Here is a 13604-nt window from a genome sequence, read left to right as displayed (position 1 = left end):
GCGGCGACCAGCGGCACACGAGAACACCGCGAGAGCGCCGAGGGCACGGTGATCACCGGAAGTCGGGCACTCGGCCGACGCCGGGTTCGCGGTCCTTCGCGATCCGGCGTTCGCGATCCGGGTTCTCGGTCCGAGCAGGCCGCAGCATCCGGATCCGGACATGCCGCAGCGCCCGACGACACACCGTAAATACGGCTGGTCAGCGGGCACCGCGGCACATTCTTACGACCGGTGCGATCCGGTTCAGGACGCGAGGACCTCGTCGAGAAGGGCCTCGGCCTTGTCCTCGTTCGTGTTCTCCGCGAGAGCGAGCTCGCTCACCAGGATCTGGCGGGCCTTGGCGAGCATGCGCTTCTCTCCTGCGGAGAGACCGCGCTCGCGCTCACGACGCCACAGGTCACGCACCACTTCAGCGACCTTGATGACATCGCCCGAGGCGAGCTTTTCCAGATTTGCCTTGTAACGCCGGGACCAGTTCGTCGGCTCTTCGGCATACGGTGCGCGAAGCACCTCGAAGACCCGGTCCAGTCCCTCCTGCCCGACCACGTCACGCACGCCTACGAACTCCGCATTGTCCGCCGGCACACGAACCGTCAAGTCGCCCTGGGCGACCTTGAGCACCAAGTAGGTCTTGTCCACGCCTTTGATCTGGCGAGTTTCGATAGCCTCGATCAGCGCGGCCCCGTGATGGGGATAGACCACGGTGTCGCCAACCTTGAACGTCATGTGACAGGTACCCCTTCCGTGGCTATCCAGAGTAACACGAGAATCGCCTCTCCTGAATGGCGTTTTCGCAGGTCAGGGCATATCTCAGGGCTTGACAACAGCAACACGGACGTGCTGCGGAAGGCTTCCGGAAGACGGTATTCGCAGGTCGGAGCGGCTGTGCGACCGGCGGGAAACACTCGCGTCACACGGCCCGGAAGCCCCACAGAAGAGGGCGAAAGTCCCGTTTTGTCGGGTTCCGGATGATGAACTTTACCTACTCCGTTCGATGGTCGATCACCCGTACGGATGTAAGTGCGCGTGCCCAATGAAATTGATCAAGGCCCATCCCCCGCGGCACCTCACGACACCCCTGAAGGCGCCTCACGCGACGCCTTTCCCTCGGAATGCGCCGCGCTCCGGGGAATTGATCACCGGGATTATGTGAACAGCACGTGACACGTCGGCGCACACGGCGGCACCCGCATCGGCACGCTCATCGGTCCCGGTCCGGCTGTCCCACCTGCCCCGACGCGCCGCAGACCGCCGGGGAGCGCTCCCCGGAAGACCGGCGCCCGCCTAGAGGCGGGTCGGGTGCGGGGCGGGAGGGGCGGCTCGGTAGCCTAAGGCCGCTGACACACCCTTAGGACGGCTTCACATCACCCCTTCCCGGCCGTCCGCGGGGCGCTCAGCTCACGCCCGACGTCCGAAGTCCGCAGTCCGATCGTTCAAGGAGTTGCCGCCGCCGTGAGCCGCAGCCTTCGACACGGCGCTCTCGCCGCCACTGCCATCGCGTTCTCGATCGTCTCCCTGTCCGCCTGCGCGGCGGGCAACAACGCCGAGACTCTCAAGATCAGGCCGGACAACGCGGCCACCTCGGTGGGCACCATCAAGGTCCAGAACGTGAACGTGATCACGCAGGCCGAGACCGAGGCCGAGGGCCCCGCCGTGGTCGCCGCGACGCTGTTCAACGACGGCACCGAGACCGAGGTCCTGGAGAGCATCACGCTGCCCGGCACCGACGTCCGGGTGAAGCTCCAGCCCGCGAAGGGCAACGGCCCCGTCGAGATCCCGGCCGGCGGCCGGGTCGTCCTCGGCGGCGAGGGCAACGCCTCCGCCGTGATCGAGGAGGGCCGCGAGGCCACCCAGGACGGCAACGTCCAGCAGGTCGTCTTCAAGCTGAGCCGCACCGGCGACGTCGGCCTCGGCGCGAACGTCGTCCCGGCGACCGGCTACTTCAAGGACTTCGGCCCCAGCGGGCAGCCCGAGGCCCCGGCGCGGAAGCCGAGCGGGACCCCGTCCGCGGGCGGCTCCGAGACGCCGGCCACGCCGTCCGGTGAGACCTCCGAGTCCCCCGCCGGTACCCCGGAGTCCCCGGCGGCCGGTACGGAGCAGCAGGGCGGCACCGAGGGCTCCACGGAGACCGCGACGGCCGGGACGCACGGCTGACGCCACCCGCGTACGTAAGCGCGGGCATGCGAAGGGGCGCTTCCCGGCCGGGAAGCGCCCCTTCGCATGTGGTGCCGTCCCGCGGTTTACGGCTCGAACTTGTACCCGAGGCCCCGCACGGTGACGAGGTAGCGCGGCGCGCCCGGGTCGGGCTCGATCTTGGCGCGCAGGCGCTTGACGTGGACGTCGAGGGTCTTGGTGTCGCCGACGTAGTCCGCGCCCCAGACCCGGTCGATGAGCTGCATACGGGTCAGCACGCGGCCCGCGTTGCGCAGGAGCATCTCCAGGAGGTCGAACTCCTTGAGCGGGAGGTCGACCTTGCCGCCGGAGACCGTGACCACGTGCCGGTCCACGTCCATGCGGACCGGGCCCGCCTCCAGGGCGGCCGGGGTGACCTCCTCCGGCTCCCCTCGGCGGCGCAGGACGGCGCGGATGCGGGCGACGAGCTCGCGCGAGGAGAACGGCTTGGTGACGTAGTCGTCGGCTCCTATTTCGAGCCCGACGACCTTGTCGATCTCGCTGTCCTTGGCGGTGACCATGATCACCGGAACGTTGGAGCGGCTGCGGAGCTGGCGGCACACCTCGGTGCCGGGCAGGCCGGGCAGCATCAGGTCGAGGAGGACCAGGTCGGCGCCGTTGCGCTCGAACTCGTCCAGCCCGTCGGGGCCGGTCGCCGCGATCGCGACCTCGAAGCCTTCCTTGCGCAGCATGTAGGACAGGGCGTCGCTGAAGGATTCCTCATCCTCGACGACAAGCACTCGGGTCACGGAAGAGCCTCCGGGGCAGGGAAGGGGTCATAGGAGTCGGTCTCGAACGGGGGCTTGTCCTCGCCGCCGACGCCGTTGACGCCGTTGACGATAAGGGGCCCGCCGGTGGTGCGCTCCCTCACGACGCCCGATTCGGGCAGCCGGAGGGTGAAGGTGGAGCCCTGTCCCTCGGAGCTCCAGACGGTGACCTCCCCGCCGTGCGAGGCGGCCACGTGTTTGACGATGGCGAGGCCGAGACCGGTGCCACCGGTGGCCCGTGAGCGGGCCGGGTCGACGCGGTAGAACCGCTCGAAGACCCGTTCGCGGTCCTTCTCGGAGATGCCGATGCCCTGGTCGGTCACGGCGATCTCGATCAGGTCCCCGCCCGGTCCGGTGGTGCGGCGGGCCGCGATACCGACCCGGGTACGGGCGGGACTGTAGTTGACGGCGTTCTCGACGAGGTTGCCGAGCGCGCCGACGAGCTGGCCCCGGTTGCCCCAGACGGTGAGGCCCTCGGTGCCGCCGGAGGCCATGGTGATCTGCTTGGAGCCGGCCTGCTGGCGGCAGCGGTCGATCGCCTCGGCGACCAGCACCTCCACCTTGACGGGCTCCGCGTCCTCCAGCGGGTCGTCGTTCTGCACCCGGGAGAGGTCGATGAGCTCTTGGACGAGGTTGGTGAGCCGGGTCGCCTCGATCTGCATCCGCCCGGCGAACCGCTCCACCGCCTCCGGGTCGTCGGAGGCGTCCATGACCGCCTCGGAGAGCAGGGAGAGCGCTCCGGTGGGGGTCTTGAGCTCATGGCTCACGTTGGCGACGAAGTCGCGCCGTACGGCTTCGATCCGGCGGGCCTCGGTGAGGTCCTCGACCAGCAGCAGCACCAGCCGCGAGCCCAGCGGGGCGACCCGGGCGGAGACCGCGAGGGTGTCCCCGCGGCCGGTGCCGCGCCGGGGCAGGTCCAGCTCGCCCTGGCGTATCTCGCCGTCGCGCCGGGTGTCGCGGGCCATGGTGAGCATCGGCTCCACGGCCAGCCTGCCGCCCCTGACCAGGCCCAGCGCATACGCGGCGGAGCTGGCCTTGACCACGCTGTCGCTCTCGTCGAGGACGACGGCGGAGGAGCTGAGCACGGAGAGGACGGTGTCCACCCCGGGCGGGAGGGCGGCGTTGCTGTCCGGCCGCAGGGACGTACGCGTGGGCCGTTTCAGGTCGCGCTCGCTCCAGCGGAACGCCAGCATGGCGATCACACCGGTACAGAGCCCGGCGATCGCTGCAGCTGCGGCGACCGCCGCGTTCACGTCCATGCTTCAAGGTTATGCGGGTGCGCCGACACTCTCCCAGCCGTCCGAGTGCCATCTCGAACACTCGTCGCCCAGAGTTCACCGAGGGGATGGAGCCGGTTCACTTAGGGGGCCGGATACGGACGCGTTGCGGCCCCACCGTGTAACCGTGGGGGTCGGTCCGAGACCCCGGCCTCAGTTGGAACTGGAGAGGGACTTCCATGCGCGACGCTTACCACGAGGAACTCGACTCGATCGGAGAAGGCCTGGTCGAGATGGCCCGGCTGGTCGGATCGGCGATCGGACGGGCGACCACGTCCATGCTCGACGCCGACCTGAAGCTCGCGGAGAGCGTGATCGCCGGCGACCAGAAGGTCGACGACCTCCAGCACGACCTGGAGGCGCGCGCGATCGCCCTCCTCGCCCGTCAGCAGCCGGTGGCGACCGATCTGCGGATCGTGGTGACCTCGCTGCGGATGAGCGCCGACCTGGAGCGCTCCGGCGACCTCGCCCAGCACGTGGCGAAGCTGGCCCGGCTGCGCTTCCCGCAGTCGGCGGTCCCGCACGACCTGCACGCCACCATCCTGGAGATGGGCCAGCTCGCCCAGCGGCTGATGGCCAAGGCGGCCGAGGTCATCATCACCAAGGACGTCGATCTGGCGCTCCAGCTGGAGCAGGACGACGACGAGATGGACCTGCTGCACCGCACGCTCTTCCAGCACCTGATGGACGACCGCTGGAAGCACGGCATCGAGACGGCCGTCGACGTGACGCTGCTCGGCCGCTACTACGAGCGTTTCGCGGACCACGCGGTGTCGGTGGCGAAGCGCGTCGTCTACCTGGTGACGGGTGAGCACGCGGACGAGATCCAGGCGGCGTCGACGCCGGGAGAGGGTTCGTAGCGGAGGGCCGGCAGCACCACTCAGCCGCTCCTCCGGGGCGTGCGCACTCCCGGCGCACGCGAGTCGCACATGCGTTCCGGCGCCTGTGCGCCGTTGATGCGCCGGGCGGGATGGGCATGCAATGGGGCGGGGACGGCGCGACGGCCGTACGCGACAGGCACTGCCGGTCCGTCACGCCACGTCCCCGGCGGCGGCGCAGCGGCGTCCGCCGCCCAGCCGTACGCCCTGAGGAGGGACCATGGCCGAATCCCCCACGACCGAACCCCAGCGGGAGACCCCGACCGAAGTGGTGCACCTGACCGTGCTCGGCGCCTGCGGCTGCGGCTCGGGCTGCGGGTGCGGCTGCCAGTCCGGTGCTCCGTGCCAGTGCGGCGGCTGCTCGGGCTGACCCGCGCCGGACGCCTCGTACAGCATGCGGACGGCGCCCGCCCGGTTGTCTCTCCGGGCGGGTGCCGTCGCGTTTCTACGGCTTGGCCTACGGGGCCGGGGGCGCCGTCGCGTCCCCAGCGGCCGACGGCCCATGTCCTACGGGACCGGGGCGCCGTCGCGTTCTCGCGCGGCCTACGGGGCCGGGGTCCGGTCCGCGCGCTCCACGGCGTCCGCCGGGTCGGGCTCGGCCTGGTCGGGACGGGCCTGGGCGGGTACGGGGGCGGGCTCGGGGGCGGCCTCGTCCGCGGGGATCTCCTCGCGGGGCAGGTTGCGCATCAGCAGCCAGTAGCCGAAGCCGGCGACCGTACCGATCACCGCGCAGGCGCCCCAGAGCCAGACGGCGCCGTAGTGGTCGATCACGAACCCGGACATCAGGGGCGCGACGAGCGCGGCGACCGACCAGGACATCGTGTACATGCCCTGGTAGCGGCCCCGGCCCTGAGCCGGCGACAGCTGTACGACGAGGCCGGTCTGGGTGGGCGCGTTGACGATCTCGGCGAGCGTCCAGACGCAGACCGTCAGGGCGTACACGGCGACGGACCCGGCGAAGGCCGTCAGCCCGAAGCCGTACCCGGCGAGCAGCGAGGAGATGATCAGCAGCCGGCGCGGGTCGCGGTGCTGGATGAAGCGGGTGACGGGGATCTGGAGGGCCACGATCAGGACGCCGTTGACGGCGATGGCGGTGCCGAAGTCGGAGCTGGAGAGCCCGTCCGCCCCCATCGCCACCGGCAACCCCACGTACCCCTGCTGGAAGATCAGTGACACCAGGAACGACAGCCCCACGACCCCCATGAAGCGCCCGTCGCGCAGCACGGTGGTGATCCGGACCTCGTCCTTCGGCCGCTTGCCGCCGGCGGTCTTCACCGGGGCGGCCTGCGCGGGCCGCGACTCCGGCACCTTCAGGAAGACGACGACGGCGCACGCGAGCACCATCAGGGCCTCGCCGAGGAAGCCGGCGAGATAGCTGTACTCGGCGATGAACCCGGCCCCGGCGGAGGAGACCGCGAACCCGAGGTTGATGGCCCAGTAATTGAGGGAGAAGGCCCGCACGCGGTCCTTGGGGGGCACGATGTCGGCCATCATCGCCTGGACGGCGGGGCGGGAGGCGTTGCTCGCCATGCCGACGAGGAACGCGACGGCGGCGATGGCGACCGGGTGCTCCATGAACCCGAGCACCGCCACGGAGACGGCCATCGACAGCTGCGCCATCAGCATGGTGGGCCGCCGCCCGAGCCGGTCGGTCATCACTCCGGCGCCGAGCGAGGAGATGACCCCGCCGAGCCCGTGGAGGGCGGCGACGAGACCGGCGTACGAGGCCGAGTAGCCCCGGTCCAGGGTCAGATACAGCGCCATGAACGTGGCGACGAAGCCGCCCAGCCGGTTGACCAGGGTGCTGAGCCAGAGCCACCAGAACTCCCGGGGCAGCCCGGAGACGGTCTCCCGGGCGGCTGTTCTGAGACCGGCGACGGACATGCGTTTCCCCCCACGGGACGTGCGGCAAGATCGCCTCGGGTAAGGCTCCCGATGACCATCCGAACATTACGAACCCCGACGCCTCACCCGCCACCGGATTGACGCCCGCCGTCAATCGTCGGGCGCGTCCACCCCCGCTGCGGGGCCCTGTCCGGTACGCGGGCGGGCGCGCGGGGGCGGCACGGGTTCGATTACGCTCGGACTCATGGCCGACGCACCGTACAAGCTGATCCTCCTCCGCCACGGCGAGAGCGAATGGAACGCGAAGAACCTGTTCACCGGTTGGGTGGACGTCAACCTCACCGAAAAGGGCGAGAAGGAAGCAGTCCGCGGCGGTGAGCTGCTCAAGGACGCCGGTCTGCTCCCCGACGTCCTGCACACCTCCCTCCAGCGCCGCGCGATCCGCACCGCGCAGCTGGCCCTGGAGTCCGCCGACCGCCTCTGGATCCCGGTCCGCCGCTCCTGGCGCCTGAACGAGCGCCACTACGGCGCCCTCCAGGGCAAGGACAAGGCCCAGACGCTGGCGGAGTTCGGCGAGGAGCAGTTCATGCTCTGGCGCCGCTCGTACGACACCCCGCCGCCGCCGCTGGCCCGCGACGCGGAGTACAGCCAGTTCGACGACCCGCGCTACGCGACCCTCCCCCCGGAGCTGCGCCCGGACACGGAGTGCCTGAAGGACGTCGTGGTCCGGATGCTCCCGTACTGGTTCGACAGCATCGTCCCCGACCTCCTCACCGGCCGCACGGTCCTGGTCGCCGCCCACGGCAACAGCCTCCGCGGCCTGGTGAAGCACCTGGACGGCATCTCGGACGAGGACATCTCGGGCCTCAACATCCCGACGGGCATCCCGCTCTCCTACGAGCTGGACGCCGACTTCAAGCCGCTGAAGCCGGGCGGCACGTACCTCGACCCGGACGCGGCGAAGGCGGCCATCGAGGCCGTGAAGAACCAGGGCAAGAAGAAGTAGGCAGGGCGGGGGGAAGCCCAGCTGAAGAAGCCCTCTGCCGGCGGTCCGTCCGCCGGTGGGGGGCTTGTTCGTGTCCCCTGGGTGCCTGTTGCAGCACCGAGGGACAGCGGCCTCAGCCCCTCCGCCCCCTCAGCCGAGGCCGCCCGCGTCCAGCACCTCGCCCTTGGCCGGGGGACGTACATCCAAGGGCTCGTCGAAGCCACTGAACGATGTGGTGTTGTCGAACTCGTCGTCCTTGTAGACGACTTTGAGGATGTACGGCTTGCCCTCGGTGGCGACGTAGAAGGTGAAGGAGCCTCCCTCGGCCTGCTCGTCGGTCGCCTTCAGCGACAGCGCCGGGGTGCCGTCGACCTCGGTCGGTCCGCCCCTGGTCACCTCACCGAACGTGGTGAACTCGTGCGTGCACTGGGAGAGCCCGTCTCCCGGCTGCGACGTGTCGGCAGGGGTCTTGATCCAGCGCTTCCCCTCGCCCTTACCGGTCATGTCATGGCCCGACTCCTCGAGGTAGGCCCGGTTCGGGCGGACGTAGTCCGTCCCGTCGATCCGGATCTGTTCGAGGGCGGCACCCGTGGCCGAGGTCGCCTTGAACGCGCAGGTGGCCCGGAGGTCGGTCGCCAGACGGCTGGAGCGGTCATCACCCCCGGTGACCTTGGTGACCGTCTCGATGGTCACCGACTTCAGGCCGCGCATCGCGTCGTTGGCGTCATCGAGCAGCTGGCCTGCGGAGGGCTCCTCCGACGGGCTGTCGCCCGTGCAGCCGGTCGCGGCGAGGCCCATGGCCAGGCACGCCAGGGTGGCCGTCACAGCGGTCGGTATCTTTCGCACAAGGGCTCCAAGGTCTAAAGCAGATCATGTTAGAGGAGCCGGGGAGGGCTGCCGTACAGCTCGGCCGTCCCGGTCCTGCACCGGTCGCGCTCCCGCCCGCCCAACTCCGCTGCCCACGCACTACGGTGGCCCCAGGCTGTCGGCGGGCGGCCCCGTGCGAGGCAGGCGCACGGTCAGCGCCAAAGGCAAGGAGATCGGGGAGAGCGATCATGGGCGAGTCTCTGAAGACCTTCGTCGGGGGTACCGAGGTCGAGGTGCCCAACAGCATCCCGGACATCCGGGCCGCGCTGCCCGAGGAGAGACGCGAGGAGTTCGACCTCGCCATCAACGAGGCCGGGGTCCACGAGATCTCCGCCGTCATGCGGCACTGGATGCTGGAGGCCGTCCCCGATCCCGAGGCCGAACGGATCCTGGACCGGCTGGCGCAGGACGAGGCCGAGAGGCGGAGCGTCGCTTGAGCTTCCGCATCTCCTACGCCCCGCCCGCCGACGACACCCTGGCCAAGATGCGCGACGGGCAGTCCTTCCGGGACGAGATGGCCCGCACGCTGGGGAGGGAGCCGTACGGGCACGCCTCGTCCGCCGTCAAGAGCGAGCGGGACCGGCGTGAGGCGACCGTCTCCGGGGCCATCGTCCTCTACTACGTCTCCCGGTCCGTGCTGACCGTCACCGTCGTACGGCTCGTTCCTCTGCCCTGACCCTGCGCTGTCCCGCCCTGTTCTGCCCTGTCCTGAGCCTGTCCTGAGGGCCTGAAAAAGCCCGAGCCCCCGGGCAGGGGCGCGGCAGGAGCGTCAGCCCAGCTTCTTCGCCTGCGCCGCCACCAGCTCCACCGGCACCGTGAACTTCGCGCCGCCGTCCCGGCCCGCCGCCAGGTTGAAGGAGAGGAACGTCGCCACGGTGCCCTCCTTGCGGAGCGCCACCAGCTTGAACGGGGCCTTCGCGCCGTCCTCCTCCGAGGTGACCGTCCAGGCCGCCGCCTCGTCGCCGCCGGTGACCTTCTCCTCGGTGATCGAGGCGATCTTCTGCTTCTCGCCCGCCACCGTGGCGGTGAAGCCGCCCGCGCAGTCCGCCGCGGCCTTCTTCAGCGCGGCGAACGTGTCCGGTCCCGCCGTCCCGTCGTACGCGTTCAGCGCGACGAGGGTGGACGTGAGGTCGAAGGCCGCCGTCAGGGCGTCCTCGGTCTCGCCCTTCGTCAGGTCCTCGATCGACTTCTTGGCGTCGGTCTTCTTCGGCTCGGTGACCACCCTGCGCTTGGTGGTGGCCTGCGAACCGGCCTCCGCCACGCCGTACATGGCGTGGACGACCGGCAGGCAGACCGCCTTGTCGGCCTTCAGACCGTCCGCCGGGACCTCGTCGTCCGGGCCCGCCTCGGCGATCTTGTGGCCCTCGACGTCCCCCTGCTTCAGCGACACCGTCTCCAGCTCGGCGGCGCCGAGCGCCTTGGCCGAGGTCTTCGGGGCCGAGCTGCTCCCCGCCGCGCTCCCGGCCTTGTCGTTCTTCCCGTCGCCCGCATCCGCGTCGGACGAGCCGCCGCAGGCCGTGGCCAGCAGGGTGAGCGAGACCGCACAGGCGGCGAGGGCGGTACGGCGTACGGCAGTGGCGCGCATGGTTCTTCATCTCCGGGTCGGGGAGCAACCGTCCTTTCCCCGTACGGCACTTCGACGCCGCCCGGGACGGACCGTCGCAGTGATCCACACTTTACGATCGAAACTGTGAGCGATGATCCGGCCGACGGCCCTCTCCCGCGATCGTGATTCGGCTGTGATCATCCTGTGAACGCACTGTGCGGGCCTCCTGTACAACCCCACGCCCGTACAGCCACATGCCCGTACAGCCCCACGCCCGTACGCCCCCATCCGCCGCGCCGCAGCCGCAGCCGGAAAGGACGTCAGCCACCGTGCCCGACCAGGCCCCGCCCCCACCCCTCCCCCGCATCCTGCGCGCCCTCGGCGTCGGTGACCGCGACCTCGCCTCCTGCACGCCCCTCACCGGCGGCACGTACAACACCGTCACCCGCGTCACGCTCACCGACGGCCGCGACTGGGTGGTGAAGACGCCCCCGCCGCACACCGCCGGTCTGCGGTACGAACGTGACCTCCTCGTCAACGAGGTGGCCTTCTGCACCGCCGCCGCGCAAGCCGCCGGCGCCGCGATCCCCCGCGTCGTCCGCAGCGAGCCGGACCCCGCCGCCCCGACCGGCGCGTACCTGGTCATGACCGCCTGCCCCGGCCGCCCCTGGCACGAGTCCGACGGCCTGGAGGACACCGGGGACGAAGCCCGGCTCCGTACTCAACTCGGTTCTCTCGTCGGTCGGTTGCACTCCATCACCGGGCCCGGCGGCTTCGGCTATCCAGCTCAGCCGTTCGGGCCGCTCGCCCCCACCTGGCGTACCGCGTTCACGGCGATGACCGAGGCCGTGCTCGCCGACGCCGAGACGTACCGGGCGCCGCTTCCGTACGCCGTCGACCGCATCCGTACGGTGCTGGCGCGCGCCGCCCCCGTCCTGGACGACGTGACCCGGCCCGCGCTCGTCCACTTCGACCTGTGGCCGGGGAACCTGCTGGTCACCGGGGAGCCCGGGGCGCGGGCCGTCGGCGGGATCATCGACGGGGAGCGGATGTTCTGGGGCGACCCGGTGGCCGACTTCGTCTCGCTCGCGCTCTTCGGGGAGCTGGAGCGGGAGTTCCTCGGCGGGTATGCCGAATCAACCGGCGTACGGGCGGAGTTCGGCGCGTCCGTGCGGCTTCGGCTTGATCTGTACCGGAGTTACCTCTACCTGATCATGCTCGTCGAGACCGTGCCCCGGGACGTCGGCGAGGAATCCGCCCGGGAGACACGGCAGTTGGTGGCGCCCCACCTCGTCGCCGCCCTGGACGCCGTCAGTCGTCGGACGAGCGCTTGATCAGGTGGCTGAACGCGTCCAGGTTCCGGGTGGACTCGCCACGCGACGTCCGCCACGCGTACTCCTTGCGGATGGAGCTGGCGAAGCCCAGTTCCAGGAGGGTGTTGAACGAGTCGTCGGCCGCCTCCAGGACCACGCCGAGCAGCCGGTCCAGCTCCACGGGGGTGACCACGGAGAGCGGCAGCCGGCCGGCCAGGTAGATGTCGCCGAGCGAGTCGATGGCGTAACTCACCCCGAAGAGGCGCAGGTTGCGCTCCAGGAGCCAGCGGTGCACCTCGGCGTCGTTCTCGTCCGGGTGGCGGACGACGAAGGCGTTGACGGAGAGGGAGTGCTGGCCGACGATGAGCGAGCAGGTCGTCGACAGCTTGCGGGTGCCGGGCAGGGTCACCACGTAGTTGCCGGGTGCGGGGCTCTCCCAGGGGAGCTCGGCATCGTTCAGCACCGCCTCGATGACCTGGGCCGCTGCTGTTTCCTCGGGTACGTCAGCCATGCAGCGAGCGTACGTCAGCCCGGGACGGCGGGCAGGAGGGGCTCAGGTGTACGGCGCGGGCCGACCGGAGGCTCAGCCGTGGTGTGTACGCGCCCGGCGGCGGTGGTCGGCCAGCGCCGCCGTGTAGACGTCGGCCGTGGCCGAGGCCGCCGTGTCCCAGCCGAAGGACTGCGCGTGCGCCGCGGCCGCAGCCCCCATCCGCTTCACCAGCTCCGGCGCGTCCGCGAACCGTTCGATCGCGCGGGCGTACGCCTCCGGGTCGTGGCCGGGTATGAGGAACCCGCTGACCTCGTCGCGTACCGCCACCGGAAGCCCGCCCACCGCCGCCGCGACCACCGGCGTACCGGCCGCCTGCGCCTCGATGGCGACCAGGCCGAAGGACTCGCTGTACGACGGCATGACCAGCACCGACGCGGCCCGGAACCAGTCCGCCAGGCAGTCCTGGCCCACCGGCGGGTGGAACCGTACGACATCGGCGATGCCCAGGCGCGCGGCCAGCTTCTGGAGCCCCTCGGGCTTGGCAAGACCGCTGCCGCTCGGGCCGCCGACCACCGGCACCACGATGCGGGAGCGCAGGGACGGGTCCCGGTCCAGGAGGACGGCGACCGCGCGCAGCAGCACGTCCGGGGCCTTCAGTGGCTGGATACGGCCCGCGAAGAGGGGGATCAGGGCGTCCTGCGGCAGGCCGAGCCGGGCCCGGGCGGCGGCGCGGCCGTCGGCAGGGCGGAAGCGTTCCAGGTTGACGCCGGGGTGCACGACGGCGACGGCGGAGGGGTCGGCGTCGTAGAAGCGGACCAGCTCGTCGGCCTCCTCGGCGGTGTTGGCGATCAGCCGGTCGGAGGCGTGGACGATCTGGGTCTCGCCGATGACGCGGGCGGCCGGCTCGGGGGTGTCGCCGTCGGCGAGCGCGGCGTTCTTGACCTTGGCCATGGTGTGCATGGCGTGTACGAGCGGGACGCCCCAGCGCTGGGCGGCGAGCCAGCCGACCTGACCGGAGAGCCAGTAGTGGGAGTGGACGAGGTCGTAGTAGCCGGGGCGCTGGCCGGCCCAGGCCTGCATCACACCGTGGGTGAAGGCGCAGAGCTGCGCGGGCAGGTCCTCCTTGGCGAGCCCCTCGTACGGACCGGCGTCGACGTGCCGGACCAGGACGCCGGGGGCCAGTTCGACCTCGGGGGGCAGCGAGCCTGTGGTGGCCCGGGTGAAGATCTCGACCTCGATGTTGATCGCGGCGAGGCGCTTGGCCAACTCGACGATGTAGACGTTCATCCCGCCCGCGTCGCCCGTGCCGGGCTGGTGCAGCGGCGAGGTGTGCACGGAGAGCATGGCGATGCGGCGCGGCTTGCGGGAGGAGCCGGGGAAGCCGCCGGGGAACCTGATGCGGGGGCCGGTCCGGGGGGAACCGAGCCGGGAGACGTACTGGCTCACGTCGTCCGTCCTCCTCAC

15 protein-coding genes are annotated in these 13604 nt (G+C 70.8%); 7 read left to right on the top strand and 8 right to left on the bottom strand.

The window, feature by feature from the left end:
- Nucleotides 1-243 precede the first annotated feature (243 nt).
- A complete protein-coding gene (locus GTY67_RS18750; RefSeq protein ID WP_006380568.1) occupies nt 244-726 on the bottom strand; it encodes a CarD family transcriptional regulator in 483 nt (160 codons plus the stop codon).
- A gap of 726 nt (nt 727-1452) precedes the next feature.
- Here GTY67_RS18750 and GTY67_RS18740 point away from each other — a divergent pair.
- Nucleotides 1453-2154, top strand: coding sequence for a DUF461 domain-containing protein (locus GTY67_RS18740; protein ID WP_161279408.1), 702 nt, complete (start codon nt 1453-1455; stop codon nt 2152-2154).
- An 86-nt stretch (nt 2155-2240) separates the two neighbouring features.
- Here GTY67_RS18740 and GTY67_RS18735 read toward each other — a convergent pair whose 3' ends face one another.
- Nucleotides 2241-2921 (bottom strand): response regulator transcription factor, encoded by a 681-nt coding sequence (locus tag GTY67_RS18735; RefSeq protein ID WP_003968183.1) that lies wholly within the window; start codon nt 2919-2921, stop codon nt 2241-2243.
- On the bottom strand, nt 2918-4198 hold the full coding sequence (locus GTY67_RS18730; protein WP_093692716.1) for an ATP-binding protein: 1281 nt from the start codon (nt 4196-4198) through the stop codon (nt 2918-2920). Before GTY67_RS18730 ends, GTY67_RS18735 begins: the two co-directional genes overlap by 4 nt.
- 197 nt (nt 4199-4395) lie before the next feature.
- On the opposite strand from GTY67_RS18730, the gene phoU reads away from it, so the two are divergent.
- Complete coding sequence (gene phoU, locus GTY67_RS18725; protein WP_093692717.1) at nt 4396-5076, top strand: phosphate signaling complex protein PhoU; 681 nt, start codon at nt 4396-4398, stop codon at nt 5074-5076.
- A gap of 238 nt (nt 5077-5314) precedes the next feature.
- Nucleotides 5315-5464, top strand: coding sequence for a hypothetical protein (locus tag GTY67_RS34605; protein WP_202461491.1), 150 nt, complete (start codon nt 5315-5317; stop codon nt 5462-5464).
- A 173-nt stretch (nt 5465-5637) separates the two neighbouring features.
- On the opposite strand, the gene GTY67_RS18720 is transcribed toward GTY67_RS34605, so the two are convergent.
- The gene (locus GTY67_RS18720) at nt 5638-6978 is read right to left on the bottom strand and encodes an MFS transporter (protein ID WP_161279407.1); all 1341 of its coding nucleotides are present in this window, start codon (nt 6976-6978) and stop codon (nt 5638-5640) included.
- Nucleotides 6979-7183: 205 nt separating this feature from the next.
- Between GTY67_RS18720 and GTY67_RS18715 the strand changes: the two genes are divergently transcribed.
- Nucleotides 7184-7945 carry a phosphoglyceromutase gene (locus tag GTY67_RS18715; RefSeq protein ID WP_047177359.1) on the top strand — a complete coding sequence of 254 codons (762 nt, stop codon included), beginning with the start codon at nt 7184-7186 and terminating at the stop codon, nt 7943-7945.
- Nucleotides 7946-8074: 129 nt separating this feature from the next.
- Here GTY67_RS18715 and GTY67_RS18710 read toward each other — a convergent pair whose 3' ends face one another.
- A complete protein-coding gene (locus GTY67_RS18710; protein WP_343238709.1) occupies nt 8075-8749 on the bottom strand; it encodes a hypothetical protein in 675 nt (224 codons plus the stop codon).
- A 230-nt stretch (nt 8750-8979) separates the two neighbouring features.
- Here GTY67_RS18710 and GTY67_RS18705 point away from each other — a divergent pair, with 230 nt between their 5' ends.
- On the top strand, nt 8980-9228 hold the full coding sequence (locus GTY67_RS18705) for a hypothetical protein (RefSeq protein ID WP_018511076.1): 249 nt from the start codon (nt 8980-8982) through the stop codon (nt 9226-9228).
- Entirely contained in the window at nt 9225-9467 is a 243-nt protein-coding gene (locus GTY67_RS18700; RefSeq protein WP_018511077.1) for a hypothetical protein, read from the top strand. The genes GTY67_RS18705 and GTY67_RS18700 overlap by 4 nt, the downstream gene beginning before the upstream one ends.
- 93 nt (nt 9468-9560) lie before the next feature.
- Here GTY67_RS18700 and GTY67_RS18695 read toward each other — a convergent pair whose 3' ends face one another.
- Entirely contained in the window at nt 9561-10376 is an 816-nt protein-coding gene (locus GTY67_RS18695; RefSeq protein ID WP_161279406.1) for a hypothetical protein, read from the bottom strand.
- 290 nt (nt 10377-10666) lie between these two features.
- Here GTY67_RS18695 and GTY67_RS18690 point away from each other — a divergent pair, with 290 nt between their 5' ends.
- Complete coding sequence (locus GTY67_RS18690; protein ID WP_343238708.1) at nt 10667-11671, top strand: aminoglycoside phosphotransferase family protein; 1005 nt, start codon at nt 10667-10669, stop codon at nt 11669-11671.
- On the opposite strand, the gene GTY67_RS18685 is transcribed toward GTY67_RS18690, so the two are convergent.
- Both GTY67_RS18685 and mshA read right to left on the bottom strand, forming a co-directional pair.
- Nucleotides 11649-12161 carry a YbjN domain-containing protein gene (locus tag GTY67_RS18685; protein WP_093692721.1) on the bottom strand — a complete coding sequence of 171 codons (513 nt, stop codon included), beginning with the start codon at nt 12159-12161 and terminating at the stop codon, nt 11649-11651. The two genes, GTY67_RS18690 and GTY67_RS18685, sit on opposite strands and share 23 nt — an antisense overlap.
- A gap of 72 nt (nt 12162-12233) precedes the next feature.
- Nucleotides 12234-13586 carry a D-inositol-3-phosphate glycosyltransferase gene (gene mshA / locus GTY67_RS18680; protein WP_161279404.1) on the bottom strand — a complete coding sequence of 451 codons (1353 nt, stop codon included), beginning with the start codon at nt 13584-13586 and terminating at the stop codon, nt 12234-12236.
- Nucleotides 13587-13604: the final 18 nt, after the last annotated feature.

The sequence above is a fragment of the Streptomyces sp. SID8374 genome (assembly GCF_009865135.1).
GTDB lineage: Bacteria > Actinomycetota > Actinomycetes > Streptomycetales > Streptomycetaceae > Streptomyces.
The sequence above is the reverse complement of the archived record's forward strand: the minus strand, read 5'-3'. Positions and strand labels throughout refer to the sequence as shown.